Here is a 15,504-nt window from a genome sequence, read left to right on the forward strand (position 1 = left end):
GCATTCAAAATTCTTCGTAAATATATTTCTTTAGAAATTTATTTTTCCCAATATTTATTTACTCTATCCTAACATAGAATGCTTTTATTATTTCTTAATAACAAACTTTACATCTCCTAAAATATATTATATAAATGGCTTTATACAATATATTTTGTTAATCTAATATGTATAATTAGCTTTTTATTATAATTAAATTTATTATAATATTATCTTAAACCCTAAAAAGTGTAACACATCCTATAAGAATATATTACACTTTTTATATTTATATTATTCGTATTTATATGAATGATTTGTATATACTTATTCCATCTAAACTATATACTTTTTCAGAGAATTCACCTGGATTTAAATCCTTAGTAGCTTTACGCATATCATACATTCTAGCATCTAATACATCTAAATGATGTAACATTTCTGCTTCAGGTATCATAGGTTTCTTAGGACTTCCATACTCCGGCTCATAGTGATGCGTTAATATCATATGTTGTAATAACATAACTACTTCTTTATCTGCACTAACTTCCATTGCAGCATCCTCAATTAAACCAATTCCTTGTATTATGTGTCCGAGTAACTGGCCTTCCGTACTATATTTAGATACTATTCCTAGCTCACTAGATTCCATCTCCATTATTTTAGCTATATCATGAAGAATTATACCTGAATACAATAAATCTTTATTTAGATAATTATATATATCTAATAATTTTTCTGCTACATTTAACATAGTAGTTATATGATATAAAAGACCACCTTTAATTGCGTGATGATTGGATTTAGCAGCTGGATAATGCATTAACTTGTAACTTAATTTACCTATAATATTTTCTGTAATATGTTTTATATCTTTATTTTCTATTTTTTCTATATAATCTAATAGAGTTTCAAACATATCTTCAGACTTATAAGGAGCAACTAGTATAAATTCATCTATATTAACATTATCTTCTTCTGTAGCTGGTCTAATTTTCTCTATCTTTAACTGTAATTTCCCTCTATATTCATTTACTACAGCTCTTACTTTTACAAGTATATTATCCTTTATTGAAGCTTCAATGTTTTCATTACATTCCCATAACTTTGCATTTATTTCCCCAGTTGAATCTATTAGCATAAGATCTAAATATTTATTCGTAGTACTATTATTAGTTATTTTACATTCTACATTTTTTACTAAGAAAAAACTTTCAATTCTATCCCCTTTGTTAAACTCACCAATTTTCTTATTTTCCATAACTGTTCTCCTTAATCTTTACTTCGTATACTATATTAAGATGAATATTATCAAATCTATTAAAATTATTCAATAATACTTAAAAAAGATATGTTTTACCACATCTTTTTAATTTTGATCTATGGACTTTTTTCTTTTAACAATTCTACCATATTCATCTGTAAAACTATTTATTACTATAGATACTAAATCTACTATAATCCATATGCCAAAACCACCTAGTGTAAGTAACATTAATATTGCAGTTCCTGCTTTTCCAACATAAAATCTATGGAACCCTATAAAACCTAAAAGTATACAAAACACTAATGTTGCTCCCCAACTTTTTTCGCTACAGTTTTTATCCTTAGATTCTAATATAGACCCTTTATCTTTGTCACAATAAAATTCTTTAGACTTAATTATTGTTACTTCTTCATTGTTGTTACTAATATCTCTTATATCTTTCATAATTCCGTTATTATACAAGCTTATAATATCATCTTCTTGTTCTTCTGTTATAGTAATGTCATCTAATTTCGAATGCTTGTGAAAATATGTCTCTTTTCCATTGTTAACCTTATCATCTATTAATTTATTCTTATTCATCTCATTTACCATGAGTGATCTCACCTCACATAAAATATAGCTAATATATCTTTATGTAATAAGGCTTTAGTATATGCAATAAAAATAAATGATATTTAATTATACTTTATTACTACTTTCTACGAAATCTCTTTAAATTATTCTGGATGAACTAAGTCTAAGTTTCCAAATTTACTAAATTTACCTATCCATGCTAAATTTACAGTTCCAACTTCACCATTTCTATGTTTAGCTAATATACATTCCGCTATGTTCTCATCTTCTTTTTCTTTGCTATAATAAAATTCTCTATATAAGAACATAACTATATCTGCATCCTGCTCAATAGAACCTGATTCTCTTAAATCTGATAGCATAGGACGATGATCTGCCCTTTGTTCTGGTGCACGGGATAATTGAGATAATGCAATTACTGGACATTTCATTTCTTTAGCTAAAGCTTTTATACTTCTTGATATTTCTGATACTTCCTGTTGTCTATTATCAGAATTGCTTCCTGACATTAATTGAAGATAGTCTATGATAATTAAATCTATTCCATGCTCTATTTTAAGTCTTCTACATTTAGACCTCATCTCCATGACAGAAATACCTGCAGTATCATCTATATATATTCCGGCAGATGCAAGTGGTCCTGAAGCCCTTGCTATATTCTCCCAATCTCTATCGTCTAAATCTCCATTTCTAAGCTTAACCATATCTACATTAGCCTCTGCACAAAGGAGCTTATATGCTAATTGCTCCTTACTCATTTCTAATGAGAATATTGCAACTTTCCTACCATCTCTAATAGCTGCATTTTGAGCTATATTAAGACAAAATGTAGTTTTTCCCATAGATGGTCTAGCTGCTATTAGAACCATATCTCCGCTCTGAAACCCTGAAGTTTTTGCATCTAAATCTTTAAATCCACTAGCTACTCCATTTACTTGACCTTTATTATTAAAAATCTTTTCTATCTCTAAAAAACCTCTTTCTAATACAGTACTCATAGGTTCAAAATCACTAGTACTTCGTTTTTCAGATATATTAAATATATTTTTTTCTGCCAAGTCTATTACTGATTCTACATCATCTTGTTTATTATAGCTATTTTCAATTATTTCCGTTGAGCTTCTAATTAACCTTCTAAGGGTTGATTTATCTTCAACAATTTTTATATAAGAAGATAAATTAACTGTAGAAGGTACTGAGGTGCTTATTTCCATAATATATGTTACCCCTCCAGCTTGCTCAAGCATATCATTAGATTTTAGATAGTCTACCAAGGTTATCATATCTACAGGTATATCTTTATTGTATAAATCTCTAATAGCCTTAAAAATAGTCTTATGAGCATCTTTATAGAAATCTTCAGCTGAAAGAACCTCTGCAGCTTGTGCAATAGCATTCTTATCTATTAACATAGACCCTACTACTGACTGCTCAGCTTCTATATTTTGTGGCATAGTTCTAAGTGAGTCACTCATATTATTACCTCCTGCGATATATTAAAAGAAAACTCCTCTATGTACTCTCAAGGAATAAATAATGTAGAAAACATTATTTATTATAAAATCCTTCTCTTTAATTATAATGTAGTTATAAAAAAATCCAAACATTTATTTATAAAATTAAATTAAAACCCTGTATAATCATATTACAGGGTTTTAATAATCAAAGTATCTAAAATACTAACTCTAGTAGTTCTTCTATTGTTGATACAGCTGTAACTTCTATATTTTTAATATTAGCTGGAACATCCTTCAAGTTATCTTTTGGTACTATTACCTGCCTTATTCCTCTTCTTTTTGCTCCATATATTTTTTCAAACACTCCTCCTACTGGTTTTATCTTACCTCTTATTGATATTTCACCAGTAATTGCAATATCCTGTCTTATTGGTTTTTCTAAAATGGCACTTATAATACATGTTGTTATAGCTGCACCTGCTGATGGTCCATCAATTTTTCCACCACCAATAACATTTACATGAACATCATAGTCTCTGATTTCCTTATCAGTAATCTTTCTTATAACAGAAGCTGCATTAAAAACAGAGTCTTTTGCCATAGATCCAGCAGTATCATTAAATCTAATAGTTCCTTTACCTTTTTCCCTAGCCTCAAAACTTGAACATTCTATTTCTATAGTTGATCCCAAGAATCCAGATACTCCAAGACCAAAAATCTGTCCAACTTCCTTAGAATCTAAATCACTAATATCTTCATATGGTCTTAATCTATTATTAGATGCTACTTCATTAAAATCAGAAATAGTTATAACCACATCATTTCTCTCTTCATTGTTTAATAATACATATCCATATACATCTGCAAGTATATTTACAGCTTTTCTACCTTCCATAGTATATCTGCTTATTTCTTTTGCTAAACCATCCTCTAATTTAATATTTAACTTTTTGGCTGCATTTAATACAACTTTTTCTATATCTACAGAAGATAGCGGTTCAAAATAAACTTCTGTACACCTTGATCTTAATGCTGGGTTAATCTCACTTGGCTCTCTAGTGGTAGCACCTATTAGAACGAAATCAGCTGGAGCACCATTGTCAAATAAATACTTAATATATTTAGGCGTACTTTCATCATCTGGATCATAATATGATGATGAAAACTCAACTCTTTTATCTTCTAAAACTTTTAATAATTTATTTTGAAGAGTATAATCTAATTCACCTATTTCGTCTATAAATAAAACTCCTCCATGTGCTTCTGTAACTAATCCCGTCTTTGGTTCTGGAGTACCACTTTCAGCTAAATCTCTCTTTGAACCTTGATATATAGGATCATGTACTGAACCTAATAAAGGATTTGATATCTCTCTTGGATCCCATCTTAATGTGGTTCCATCTACTTCTACAAACTTTGCATCCTTATCATATGGCGTATGTTTTAATTTCTTAACTTCTTCAAGAGCAATCCTAGCTGCTGTAGTCTTACCCACTCCTGGTGGTCCGTATAAAATTATATGTTGTGGATATGGAGATGCCATCTTAGATATTAAAGATTTAATAGCTCTCTCTTGCCCAATTATTTCTGAAAAACTATCAGGTCTAAGCATACTCAAAATATTTTGAGTTAAATGCTTTGAATCTAAACATTCAAACTCTGCATATTTTTTTAATGTCTTACTATTCTCTGGTCCTCTTTGTTTCTTTATGATCCCTAGTCTTACCTCATCAATATACTTGTCCTGCTTTTCTATAATTTGCTTTTCCACTTCTGCATCTAATTTATTTTGTACATATCTTTTTGCTAAAAGTTCACTTATTTCTAGGCTAGTTTCTTTTAAAACTTCTTCTATGTTATTTTCACTTGGTGGAACACTAATTCCTTTTCCATTAGTAACTATTTTATTTATGGCATAAAGTTTTTTATACATATCTTTACTATTTAAGTGCTTTTGAACCTTAAACTTTACTGCTCTGCCTCGAATAGTGCCTTCATCTAAAATCTTGTACATAACTTCTTCTAAAACTTCTATTTCTACTTCCATAGTTAATTCTTCTTCTAAGCTAAAATTATTTATTTTATCAACTGAATTTATATTCAAAATTATTAGCATAGAAGGATTTTTATACCTTCTATGCTTTCCTCCCCTCGGTTTTTAAAATTTATTGTTGTTCTTTTATAATAACCTTTATTTTAGTTGATATCTCAGGATATAGTTTTACCTCTACATCATATAATCCCATAGTTTTAATAGTATTAACTACTATTTTTTTCTTATCTATTGTTATATTTAATTGTTTTTCCATTTCCTGGGAAATATCTTTCGTGGTTATAGCTCCAAATAATCTACCATTGTCTCCTGACTTAGCATAGATAATTACCTCTTTATCCTTAAGTTCATTTGCAACTTTTTGAGCTTCCTCTATTTCAGCTAATTTCTTCTTTCTATCAGCTTCATTTTTCTTATTTAAAACATGCATATTAACATCATTTGCCTCTTGTGCTAACTTCTTAGGAAATAAGAAATTTCTTGCATATCCATCGGAAGCATTAACAACCTCTCCTTTTTTTCCAACTGATTTTACATCCTGTAATAAAATAACTTTCATTATTATTCACCCTTCCTTAAGTATTTTTCTATAGCATCATTTAATAATTCTTCTGCCTCATCTTGATTAGAATCTTTAACTCTAGCAGCTGCCATTGTTAAATGTCCTCCACCACCTAAATATTCCAATATTACCTGAACATTTATTTCACCTAAGGATCTTCCACTTATATAAGTGCCCTCTTCTATTTTAGCAATAACAAATGATGCTTGAATACCTGTAATATTTAGCAATTCATCCGCTGCTTGTGCTGGTAATACAGAATTTGATATTTCTGGTGGACATTTCGCTACAGCTATTCCACTTTTAACCTTTGCAGTTTTTATTATATCTGCCCTTGTTATGTAAATATCTAAAGCTTCACTAAAAATTCTTTTTACATCTACAGTATCAGCACCTAGCCTTCGTAAAAATGCTGCTGCTTCAAAGGTTCTAACTCCAGTTTTAAAACAGAAATTCTTAGTATCTAGACAAATACCTGCTAATAGAGCTACGGCTTCTACTTCTCTCAATTTTGGTTTTTCAACCATATACTGAATTAATTCTGTTATTAATTCTGATGTTGATGATGCATAGGTTTCCACATAACTTAACATTGTACCCTGTATAAAGTCTTTTGTTTTTCTGTGATGATCTATAATCACTATTCTACTGAAGTAATCTACTACCTCCATAGAAAGTACGTAACTTTCATTATGAACATCAACTAATATTAATAAACTTTTATCATTTTTAATATTTTTAACTGCATTTATATTTATAAATGTATCTTTATAGTTATCATCATCATCTAATCTGTCCAACATATACTGCACAGCATCATGAGGCTCATCCATAACTATATAACATTCCTTATTTAAAGAACGTATGGTACTATACATTCCTATTGCTGCTCCCAAGCAATCCATATCTGGATTGTGATGTCCCATTATAATTACATTGCTACTTTCATTTATCAATTCTAAAAGTGCATGACCAATTACCCTAGCTCTAACCTTAGTCCTTTTTTCAACTTCTTTAGTTTTTCCACCATAAAAAGATACTTTTTCAAAGCTCTTGACTACACATTGATCTCCACCTCTTCCAAGAGCTAAATCCTTTGCTATAGTAGCAAACTCATGATTTTGAGCTGGATTATCTCCACCTCTACCCACTCCAATGCTTAGAGTAACTGTAAGTTTATTTCCACTGCTTACTTCTCTAATTGTATCTAGTATATCAAATTTTTTATTCATCTCATTTTCTATATTAGCATCTTTAGTAGTTAATACATATTTATTTGATGAATATTTTCTTATTAACGCTTTTAGGCTATTAGCATAGTTATTTATAGTTCTATCTATGTCTGCTATAAGCTGTGGTCTTAAATCTTCTTCTGTAGTCTTAATAACCTCATCAAGATTATCTACCTCTATAAGCATTACACTTTCTTTAGCATTATTAATTTGATTTATCAAATTAATATTATCTGTAATATCATCAAAAGAGATTACTATAAGATTATTATCTTCATTAATTTCATAATCTTGAATAATACTTATATAAATATCATAAATTCTATCCTTAAAAACAACATTTTTATACTCTGATCTTTTTCCTTCTAATGCTAATTTTATATTGAACTCTTTAATTATTTCTTTTATATTTTTACCTACTATATCATTATTTTCTAATCTTAAAGCTAAACTTTCGTTATACCATATTACCTCTCCATTTTCTAATAAAAACATAGTTGGAAAATGCACCTTAGAAAATGCTGTAGATTTAGCAGTATCAACCTTGTGTATTATATTTTCGATTTTGTTAGAAAAATTATCTTTCTTGCTATTATCAAATATAATATACAAAAGAGCGGCTGCATATATTAGAAGTAGTATATTTGAAACAATTAACATATCCTTTATAAAAAACACTAATAATAATATAACTAAAATAGTTATAACTATTTTACTTTTTATAAAATTAAATAGCATTTCTTTAAAATTCTCTTTACTCATATATTACGCCTTTCTGATTCTATATGGATCCAGCTTTCTAAAATCTAACATCATTTCTACAAAACCTACTATTCCTAAAATTTTAGATGATCCTATTATAAACAAGAGAACTACTAAAAGTATTCTCATTACCTTAGGCATTCCTAGTTTCTTTCTAAAATAATAATCAGTTACAGCTGCTCCGTTCACAGCTAATATCATAATTGTTAACATTAAAATAGCATTATATAAAAATAAGCCACCTGTAATCCCCCTACTTCCTACTATTGCACATATGCTAATAATAGCAATTAATGTAGCTCCAACTAGATTAGATACATAAAACTCTGAAAACCTTAAGTATTTTATTTCTTTATATTTAAGTTTTCTAAATACTAAATGTGTAAATAACATTGTTGTATATGCTTGTATAAAGGAAGCTATAAATAATACAGTTGGTATCAACATAGCTAAGAGCTCAACTGTAAAGATAGATTCTATATGTTCAAACATTTGTAGTTGAGTAGCATTCATACCCATGTTGCTATAAATTTCTTTAGTTTGAGTTATATATACCTTAAATTCATGTATATATGTATTCAATTCCTCATTAATAAATTGAATTATACTTATATTGCTAATAAGCCTACTAGTTAACCATAGCTCAACCAGCATTGATATTATACATGCTATAATCAAGGCTATTAATATATTATATGGTTTCTTTTGATTTTTTAAGCAGTAACCTAAGACCACACCTATTATCCCATAAGACATACCTGAAGTTGTAGCCAAAATAGGATTCAGAAATATAGCTACTAATATTGTGCTTATTAATGCAGCTCCTATTGAATACTTCATTCCATTCCTATAATAAATAAGAGCTACTAAAATCGGCAACAATATTAAACCTATTATATAAAATAACAAAATGTATGATGCACTAATGCTTATTATAGTTATAATACTTGCCACCAACGCAGCTTCTATCAAACTTTTTGTATTAATCTTTTGTTCCATAACATCCTCCTTCTAATTCCTTTCTCTTATATGGTCATAAAGCTTACTAAGCTCTTTTCCATTTTTCTCAAGAGGATCACCTTCTACTATACCAACCTTTAATTTTTTCTTCATAGTTTCATCAATTGCTAAATGAGAATATCCTAATTTTTCTGCTAAAATATATAATATTATTATTGCTCCTGATATACAATCTAAAATTGCATCTTGCGCTATATTACTCCCTTTACTTAATAATTTAAAGAAATCACCTACAATACAAATTAATTCTGCCTTTAGTCCTTCTATTATCTTTATATTGGACATAATATTAAATTCTTCTCGTCTCATAAGAATCATCCTTTCTTTAGGCTATAAGTCTATTGTAAATTTTTTTTAATATTTATGCAACATGATTATAGGTATATTTACCTTTATTTCACAGTTATTCTAAGATTAAAATAAAAAACTAGTGAATAACAACGATTCACTAGTTTTTTATTAATTATATGTTTGTTTTACCAAATAAATTATTACTATTCAGTTGTGAATGGTAATAATGCTATGTTTCTAGCTCTCTTAATAGCTACAGTTAGCATTCTTTGGTGTTTAGCACAGTTTCCAGAAATTCTTCTTGGTAAAATTTTACCCTTTTCTGTAACGTACTTTCTTAATTTATTGATATCTTTATAATCTATAGAAGTTGCTTTATCCATACAAAAAGCACAAACTTTTCTCTTAGCTCTTTTTCTATTTCCGCCTTTTCTTCTATCATTCTTATCGTTTCTATCATAAGCCATCGCTCTTTACCTCCTTACCTAATTATTAAAATGGCATATCCTCACCATCATCAATCGGAGTCATATCTCCTCCACCAAAGTAATCTGTTGGTATTGATGAATCATTGTGAGAAGCAGCTCCAGTATTCATTCCTGATGTTTTATTGCCACCCCATTCAAGGAAACTTACTTCATCAGCTACTACTTCAGTAACATATCTTCTTCCACCGTCTTTAGCTTCATAAGAACGAGTTTCAATTCTACCAGCTACACTTAAAAGTTTACCTTTACTCATGTAATTAGCAGTACTTTCAGCCTGTTTACCCCATACTACTACAGGTATAAAATCAGCATCCGGTTGACCTTCCTTCTTAAATCTTCTATTAACAGCAATTGTAAATGTGGCTACAGCTGTACCTGTACCTGGAGTAAATTTTAACTCTGGGTCTTTGGTTAATCTTCCGATTAAAACAACCTTATTCATTAATACCACCTACTTGCTTTCTGGATTGATTATAATATGTCTTATAACACCATCTGTAATTCTGAATACTCTGTCTAATTCTTTAGGTAATTCAGCGTCAGCTTTAAAGTTGATTAATGTGTATACACCTTCGTTAACTTTAGCGATTTCATAAGCTAGCTTTCTTCTACCCCAAACGTCAACGCTTTCAACTTCTCCACCATTGTTCTCTATTACACCTTTAAATTTTTCAACGTTAGCTTTAACAGCCTCCTCGTCTAATGATGGGTGTAATATGAATATAGTTTCATATGCTCTCATTAGTTTCACCTCCTCCCCCCGGACTAACGGCTGTGATTTTCACAGCAGGGATTACATCATCAAATTATATCATAGTAAAACTATCAAGTCAATATTGTTATCTTATCTTTCCTAATCCTTAACAACTTTCTTTACACTCTTTTCAAATTTACTTCTAGGAATCATAACAATTCTATCACATCCGGTACATCTAATTTTTATATCTGCACCCATTCTAATTATTTCCCACTTATTACTACCACATGGATGTGTTTTTTTAGTTTCTACAATATCATTTAATTCAAATTCTTTCATATTCTTCTCCTATATCATTGTTTCCAAATATTTATATCAATAAACTATATTATTTTATACTTATTTTTTGCCATTTCATATTATATTAGTCAATATTTAATTCTATTAACTTACTATCAGTAAATTGATAAATAGTTTTGAACTCCATCTTTTTATCTTTTATTATCTCTTTCAAGCTATCTACAATACCAATATCCACTTTTAAGCTTATTCCACAACTTTTTGTTATATATGTGGGTGTTGGCATCATAGTAACCTTAAGCTTTCTGTTAATACATATTGATTCAGCTTTCATAGCTTCATGAGTATTATTAAAAGTTACAATTAAAAATTCTTTCATTTCGTATATCTCCTAGCGCTATTTCTTATAGCTTTATAGTTTTTCCTTTATTCATCATTTCAATTATTGCATACATATTACTAATTTCTCCAACTGCAAGATTTTCCTTTAATCCATAAAAATCTAAACAAAGACCACAACTTTGTACATTTACACCTCTTTCTACTAATCTTTTTAAACTATCAAGGGTAAGTGCTCCTTCAACCACTAACTTTACTCCTGCATTTAAAAATACTAAATTGGTTGGTATAACTTCTGCCTCTGAAAGCGCAAATAAATAACTCTTTATAAGAGCTGTTCCAAGTTTATCATCTCCATTTCCCAATTTATCTGAACCTACAACAATAGTAAAAGCCTCTTCTTTTTCTTTAGAATTTTTTAGATTTAATTCTTCTACTGTAACTTCTCCCTTTGTAATTGTTATATAGTATATATTCCCTTCTCTTTCTTCTATTTCATAGTTAAATCCATTTCCTTGAGCAAATTTAACCACATTATTTTTGGCAACCTCATTATCTACAACAGTTACTCCTACACCACTTTCTAAAGCATCAAAATATTTTTTTGTATTTACTACGGGAATTGGGCAATTTAATCCTCTGCAGTCAATTTCATTTCTAATATTTTCCATAATTTCTCCCCCTATTAAATATTATTTGATAATAATATTTAGTTAATATCTATTAATTAATATGTTTTATTTAATATAATAATATGATATTGTATATATTTATTATAATGTTGTATTATTGTGTTATAACAACTTACTATAATACAACCTTTATTAACATACTAATTATATCAAATCTATACAATATGTCATATCTAAATTTATAATATATAAATTTTACCTATTATATATCTAAATATGATAAATTCAACCTAGGAGGTAATACTATGCAAATTTATGCAGATAATGCAGCTACATCTTTTCCTAAACCAGATTGTGTTTATAATGATATACTAAATTATATGAGAAATATAGGCGGTAATCCTGGAAGAGGCGCATCTACTTCATCTCTAAAAGGAAATAAAGTTATATTCCAATGTAGAAATGCTTTATGTGATTTTTTTAATTTTCCTAATACTAAAAATGTAATATTTACATCTAATATTACTATGTCCTTAAATATTTTAATTAAAGGTATAGTTAAACCTGGATGGCATGTTATAACATCTTCTATGGATCATAACAGTACTCTTAGAACATTAAATGAATTAAAATCTAAAGGAGTAATTGAATTAGACATAATTCAATGTAATAAATTAGGTGAAATTAATATTGATGATTTTCAAAGTAAAATCAAGCATAATACTAAACTTGTGACCCTTTCTCATAGTTCTAATATAATTGGTACTATTCAACCTCTAGAAAAAATTGGACAAATTTGCAAGCGAAGTAATATATTTTTCATCATAGATACTGCTCAAACAGCTGGGGTTCTTGATTTAAACTTTAAAAAATTAAACTGCAATGCTTTAGCCTTTACTGGACATAAAAGTTTATTAGGTCCTCAAGGTATAGGTGGCTTTATCATAGATGATGAAATGAATGATATTTGTTCTTCATTAATTGTTGGTGGTACAGGAAGTGTTTCCTCAGACATAATTCAACCCAACTTCTTACCTGATAAATTTGAAAGTGGTACTATTAATGCACCTGGTATTGCAGGTCTTCTATCTGGAATAACCTTTATCGAAAGCGAAGGATTGTCTACAATTAAAGATCATGAAGATTATCTAACACAAAAGTTCATTGATGGTATATTAAATATCTCTACAATGAAAGTTTATGGACATCTGAATACTGAAAATAGAACTTCAACTATATCTGTAAACTCTTCTAAAATTGATAACAGCGAACTTGGATTTATTCTTGACTCTGAATATAATATTATAACTAGAACTGGTCTCCATTGTGCTCCATTAGCTCATAAAACTATTGGAACATATCCTAATGGAACTTTACGTTTTAGTTTTGGATATTTTAACGATGATAAAGATGTAGATTATATCTTGTGTAGTATAAATTCTTCTATTAAAAAATTGTAATCAATTAATAATAGATGTATTAAATTTATCTATATGGTAATACTTTCTAACATAGGAGGGTGTTACTCATGGTTGAAAAAGTTATTTTCGATGCTTTATCTGATAATTCTATATATGACATAAGAGAAATTCTTTCAGCAGAACTAACAAAAGTAATTAAAGATAATAGAGATATTGTTATTTTATGCATAGGTACAGACAGATCTACAGGTGATAGTTTAGGTCCACTTGTAGGTTATAAACTCAAATTTTTAGTTAGAGATACGGTGTTTATCTATGGAAGTCTAGAAAACCCTGTGCATGCAAAAAACATTTCTGAAACCAATGATTTAATACTTAAGAGTCATAATGATCCATATATAATAGCTATAGATGCTTCTCTTGGAGGTCTTCAAAATGTAGGTAAAGTTATAATTGAATCTAAACCTCTGTATCCTGGAGCTGCTCTAAATAAAAATTTACCTTCTGTTGGTGATTTAAGTATTGTTGGAGTTGTTAATATATCTGGCTCTTTAGAATTTATGGTACTTCAAAATACTCGATTATATATTGTAATGAAATTAGCTGAAGTAATCTCCTCAGGGATATACCATTCTATAATAAAAACTATAGGTGGACGTAAATCTTCCTCCAAGGTTAACAATAAATATATTCCTAAAGTTTTAGATGCAGACTAAAACAAGTAAGAAGAGATAATAAATGTTTCACGTGAAACATTTATTATCTCTTCTTACTTGTTTAATATATAAATACTTCATTTTATGCTAAACTTTATTTTACACTTCGATTTAATTAATTGTTCTACCTAAAATGAATTATTCTTATTTGCATTACTTTATATAAATTTAAAAAACATAAGTTATAATCTTGTCACTTTATTTTTTATATCCAATTACCACAATATCCTATACTTAATACTAAATATAAATGTAACAAAATAGATGAGCTATATTAATATAGCTCATCTATTTTGTTACATTTATTCCTTATTAGTATTGATAGCTTGATGCAGAACATTGTTTTCTTCCTGCGATAAATCATATCTAGATATACCATCATCAATAGGTTTTGCATATGTAATACTTTCATTTCTTGAATAAATACTAGTTATTATTACACCGTTATTTCTTCCATCTAACAGAGCAATGGAGTAGCTTAAATCACTTCCAATATCCTCAAAAGCTTTATATCTTTGCATTGCAACCTTTTGAACACAAGATAAAACTTTATTAGATGTTTTATTACACATATCTTTAACTTCATTTGTTATTTCTTCCATATTGTCAATTTTATCTAATGAGCTTACTAATAATTCTTCTAAATTTTTATTATTAGTCCCCTTCATAATTTTTCTATATTTGTCTTTCATCTTACTTGTTGATACTAATGATATTATTAAAATAATGATTAATATGAATACTAATATTATTAACCCTATAGTTATAAATACATTATATTCATTGAGAAACTCTATAATTTGTTCCAAAAGCATTCATCCTCTCTAAAAATGTTTCACGTGAAACATTATATATTCAAAATTTCTATTATTCTTTGTAAATCTTCTGGAGAATAATATTCTATTTCTATTTTTCCTTTATTTTTAGAATTATTACTTATACATACTTTTGTATTAAAATGATTTTCTAATTTTGTTCTTATGTCTTTGTAATATATATCATTTTCTGATTTATTATTTATTTTTTTATACTTATTATTTTCATCTTTATAATAATTTCTAACTAGAAATTCAGTTTGTCTAACATTTAGGTTTTCATCAATAACTTTCTGGGCAACTACATATTGATCTTCTTTATTTTCTAATGCTAATATTGCTCTCCCATGTCCTTCTGATAAAACACCTTCAATTAAATACCCCTGTATTCTTTCATCAAGATTTAGTAATCTTAATGAATTGGCAATAGCACTTCTAGATTTTGAAACCCGTTTACTTATTTCTTCTTGAGTCAAATTAAAATCATTTAATAACTTATTATATGCTGTAGCTTCCTCTATAGGATTTAAATCTTCCCTAATTATATTTTCTATTAAAGAAATTTGCACAACCTCTACATCAGACAATTCCTTAATAATTATTGGTACTTCTTTTAAATTTAATAATTTTGCTGCTCTCCATCTACGTTCACCTGCAATTATTAAATAAAACTGATTTTCTTTTCTTACTACAATAGGTTGTATTATACCATGTTCCTTAATAGAATTCGCTAATTCTATTAACTTTTCATTATCGAAATGCTTTCGCGGCTGATCCTTATTAGGCTTAATTAAATTTATGTCTATACTTATAACCTGTTCATTATTACTGTCCTGAAAGTCATTTTCAGGAATTAATGAAGATAATCCTTTTCCTAAAACTCCTGCTTTCTTCATG

The 15,504-nt window shown here is 28.3% G+C and carries 18 protein-coding genes; 2 read left to right on the top strand and 16 right to left on the bottom strand.

The window, feature by feature from the left end:
- Positions 1-283: 283 nt before the first annotated feature.
- The 14 genes from B3630_RS06695 to yedF all read right to left on the bottom strand — a co-directional run bounded on the left by B3630_RS06695 (position 284) and on the right by yedF (position 11,694).
- Positions 284-1,240 (bottom strand): 3'-5' exoribonuclease YhaM family protein, encoded by a 957-nt coding sequence (locus tag B3630_RS06695; protein WP_346896648.1) that lies wholly within the window; start codon positions 1,238-1,240, stop codon positions 284-286.
- Between the two features lie 108 nt (positions 1,241-1,348).
- Entirely contained in the window at positions 1,349-1,840 is a 492-nt protein-coding gene (locus tag B3630_RS06700; RefSeq protein ID WP_346896650.1) for a TM2 domain-containing protein, read from the bottom strand.
- 125 nt (positions 1,841-1,965) lie between these two features.
- Entirely contained in the window at positions 1,966-3,297 is a 1,332-nt protein-coding gene (locus B3630_RS06705; RefSeq protein ID WP_346896652.1) for a replicative DNA helicase, read from the bottom strand.
- A 196-nt stretch (positions 3,298-3,493) separates the two neighbouring features.
- Positions 3,494-5,395: a Lon family ATP-dependent protease gene (lonC, locus tag B3630_RS06710; protein ID WP_346896654.1), complete on the bottom strand. Its 1,902-nt coding sequence runs from the start codon at positions 5,393-5,395 to the stop codon at positions 3,494-3,496.
- Between the two features lie 49 nt (positions 5,396-5,444).
- On the bottom strand, positions 5,445-5,891 hold the full coding sequence (gene rplI, locus B3630_RS06715; RefSeq protein WP_346896656.1) for a 50S ribosomal protein L9: 447 nt from the start codon (positions 5,889-5,891) through the stop codon (positions 5,445-5,447).
- 2 nt (positions 5,892-5,893) lie between these two features.
- On the bottom strand, positions 5,894-7,888 hold the full coding sequence (locus tag B3630_RS06720; RefSeq protein ID WP_346896658.1) for a DHH family phosphoesterase: 1,995 nt from the start codon (positions 7,886-7,888) through the stop codon (positions 5,894-5,896).
- A 3-nt stretch (positions 7,889-7,891) separates the two neighbouring features.
- Positions 7,892-8,887 carry a DUF2232 domain-containing protein gene (locus tag B3630_RS06725; RefSeq protein ID WP_346896660.1) on the bottom strand — a complete coding sequence of 332 codons (996 nt, stop codon included), beginning with the start codon at positions 8,885-8,887 and terminating at the stop codon, positions 7,892-7,894.
- A gap of 12 nt (positions 8,888-8,899) precedes the next feature.
- Entirely contained in the window at positions 8,900-9,217 is a 318-nt protein-coding gene (locus B3630_RS06730; protein ID WP_346870223.1) for a MazG-like family protein, read from the bottom strand.
- A gap of 185 nt (positions 9,218-9,402) precedes the next feature.
- Positions 9,403-9,666, bottom strand: a complete 264-nt coding sequence (gene rpsR, locus B3630_RS06735; protein ID WP_035132005.1) for a 30S ribosomal protein S18 — start codon at positions 9,664-9,666, stop codon at positions 9,403-9,405.
- A gap of 25 nt (positions 9,667-9,691) precedes the next feature.
- Positions 9,692-10,129: a single-stranded DNA-binding protein gene (locus B3630_RS06740; protein WP_343825207.1), complete on the bottom strand. Its 438-nt coding sequence runs from the start codon at positions 10,127-10,129 to the stop codon at positions 9,692-9,694.
- Between the two features lie 9 nt (positions 10,130-10,138).
- Positions 10,139-10,429 (bottom strand): 30S ribosomal protein S6, encoded by a 291-nt coding sequence (rpsF, locus tag B3630_RS06745; RefSeq protein WP_035132009.1) that lies wholly within the window; start codon positions 10,427-10,429, stop codon positions 10,139-10,141.
- A 111-nt stretch (positions 10,430-10,540) separates the two neighbouring features.
- Positions 10,541-10,723 carry a DUF951 domain-containing protein gene (locus B3630_RS06750; RefSeq protein WP_346896662.1) on the bottom strand — a complete coding sequence of 61 codons (183 nt, stop codon included), beginning with the start codon at positions 10,721-10,723 and terminating at the stop codon, positions 10,541-10,543.
- A gap of 85 nt (positions 10,724-10,808) precedes the next feature.
- Positions 10,809-11,063, bottom strand: a complete 255-nt coding sequence (locus B3630_RS06755; RefSeq protein ID WP_346896664.1) for a DUF3343 domain-containing protein — start codon at positions 11,061-11,063, stop codon at positions 10,809-10,811.
- Positions 11,064-11,088: 25 nt separating this feature from the next.
- On the bottom strand, positions 11,089-11,694 hold the full coding sequence (gene yedF, locus B3630_RS06760; RefSeq protein ID WP_346896666.1) for a sulfurtransferase-like selenium metabolism protein YedF: 606 nt from the start codon (positions 11,692-11,694) through the stop codon (positions 11,089-11,091).
- Positions 11,695-11,960: 266 nt separating this feature from the next.
- Here yedF and B3630_RS06765 point away from each other — a divergent pair, with 266 nt between their 5' ends.
- Both B3630_RS06765 and yyaC read left to right on the top strand, forming a co-directional pair.
- On the top strand, positions 11,961-13,115 hold the full coding sequence (locus B3630_RS06765) for an aminotransferase class V-fold PLP-dependent enzyme (protein ID WP_346896668.1): 1,155 nt from the start codon (positions 11,961-11,963) through the stop codon (positions 13,113-13,115).
- 68 nt (positions 13,116-13,183) lie between these two features.
- On the top strand, positions 13,184-13,792 hold the full coding sequence (yyaC, locus tag B3630_RS06770) for a spore protease YyaC (RefSeq protein WP_346896670.1): 609 nt from the start codon (positions 13,184-13,186) through the stop codon (positions 13,790-13,792).
- A 302-nt stretch (positions 13,793-14,094) separates the two neighbouring features.
- Here yyaC and B3630_RS06775 read toward each other — a convergent pair whose 3' ends face one another.
- Both B3630_RS06775 and B3630_RS06780 read right to left on the bottom strand, forming a co-directional pair.
- Entirely contained in the window at positions 14,095-14,601 is a 507-nt protein-coding gene (locus tag B3630_RS06775; protein ID WP_346896672.1) for a DUF4446 family protein, read from the bottom strand.
- A 38-nt stretch (positions 14,602-14,639) separates the two neighbouring features.
- Positions 14,640-15,503, bottom strand: coding sequence for a ParB/RepB/Spo0J family partition protein (locus B3630_RS06780; protein WP_346896674.1), 864 nt, complete (start codon positions 15,501-15,503; stop codon positions 14,640-14,642).
- Position 15,504 lies beyond the last annotated feature (1 nt).

Origin of the sequence: Clostridium sp. UBA7503, from assembly GCF_002477055.1 — a bacterium.
GTDB classification, from domain to species: domain Bacteria; phylum Bacillota; class Clostridia; order Clostridiales; family Clostridiaceae; genus Clostridium_J; species Clostridium_J sulfidigenes.